General features: G+C 79.3%; 1 protein-coding gene. It reads right to left on the bottom strand.

From position 1 onward, the window contains the following. Positions 1-95: 95 nt before the first annotated feature. Positions 96-1,611, bottom strand: a 1,516-nt coding sequence (locus ABEB16_RS19325) for a DEAD/DEAH box helicase (protein WP_345713834.1), incomplete at its 5' end; no start/stop codon positions are given.

Here is a 1,611-nt window from a genome sequence, read left to right as displayed (position 1 = left end):
GCACGCCCGGCACCTGCACGGCGGTGGCGGCGGTGACGGTGCCGGAGGCGTCGGTGGCGCGGCGGAGGGGCCGTGCGCGCGGCCCGCGCCCACGATCAGCCGCTCGCCCCGGCCGGGGACGCGTCCTCGCCGGGCGCGTCCTCGCCGGGCGCGTCCTCGCCGGGCGCGTCCTCGCCGGGCGCGTCCTCGCCGGCCGGGGGCCCGGCGTCCCGCAGCGCCGCCGCCAGCGCGTCCAGCAGCACCAGGGCCCCGGCCTTGTCCAGCGGCTCGTTGCCGTTGCCGCACTTGGGTGACTGCACGCAGGAGGGGCACCCGTCGCGGCACCCGCAGGCCGCCACGGCGTCGCGGGTGGCGGTGATCCACTCCACCGCCCGCGCCGCGCCCCGGTCGCTGAAGCCGGCCCCACCGGGAACGGCGTCGTGCACGAACACCGTGGGCAGGTGCGTGTCCGGGTGCGCGGCGGTGGACAGGCCGCCGAGGTCCCAGCGGTCGCACGTCGCCAGCAGCGGCAGCATGCCGATCATCGCGTGCTCGGCGGCGTGCAGCGCGCCCGGCACCCGCAGCCGGGCGGCCGCCCGCGCGCGCTCGGCGGCGCGGGCGTCCCCGGTGTCGGGGCCCGCGGTGTCGGGGCCCGCGGTGCCGGGGCCCGCGGCGAGCAGGTCGACGACGGCCTCCGGCTCGACCGTCCACCACACCGCGCGCGTCCGCAGCCGCCGCGCCGGCAGGTCGAGGGGCTCCTCGCCGATCGGCTGGCCCGTGCGCAGCCGCCGGCGCAGGAAGGCCACCACCTGCGAGGTGACCTCCACGACGCCGCCGGCGAGGGTGAAGGGCGCCGCGGCGGTGGTGGCGTCCACGGCGAGCACCGCCACGTCGCTCACCTCCCGCGGGTGGGTCGTGTAGTCGGGTTCCGCCCGGTGGACGACGGCGACGGACTCCTCCAGGTCGAGGGAGTCCACGAGGTGGGCCACGCCCTGGTGGACGTAGACGGCACCGGGGAAGGCGGTGGTGTGGGAGGCGGCGGCGTCCACCGTGCCCAGCACCCGGCCGGTGCCGTCCTCCACGAGCCGCACCGGTTCGGCGCCCGAGCCCCGCAGGTCGGTGAGGTCCACGGCGCGCTCCCGCCGCGTCCAGTACCAGCCCGTGGGGCGCCGGCGCAGCATCCCCCGCTGCACGAGGAGGTCGAGCACGTCGGCGGTCCCGGGGCCGAACAGCTCCAGGTCCGCGGGGTTGAGCGGCAGTTCGGCGGCGGCGGCGCACAGGTGCGGGGCCAGCACGTAGGGGTTGGTCGGGTCGAACACCGCCGCCTCCACGGCCGGGCCCAGCAGCGCCTCGGGGTGGTTGACGAGGTAGGTGTCCAGCGGGTCGTCGCGGGCGATGAGCACCCCCAGGGCCGAGCCGCCGCGCCGCCCGGCCCGCCCGACCTGCTGCCACCACGAGGCCCGCGTCCCCGGCCAGCCCGCGACGAGGACGGCGTCCAGTCCCGAGACGTCGACGCCGAGCTCCAGGGCGCTGGTGGTGCTCAGGCCCAGCAGGCGCCCGGCGCGCAGGTCGGCCTCCAGGGCGCGGCGCTCCTCGGGCAGGTAGCCGCCGCGGTAGGCGGCCACCCGCCGC

This window comes from Kineococcus glutinatus (assembly GCF_039542765.1).
GTDB classification, from domain to species: domain Bacteria; phylum Actinomycetota; class Actinomycetes; order Actinomycetales; family Kineococcaceae; genus Kineococcus_A; species Kineococcus_A glutinatus.
This window is presented reverse-complemented; position numbering and strand designations above follow the sequence as displayed.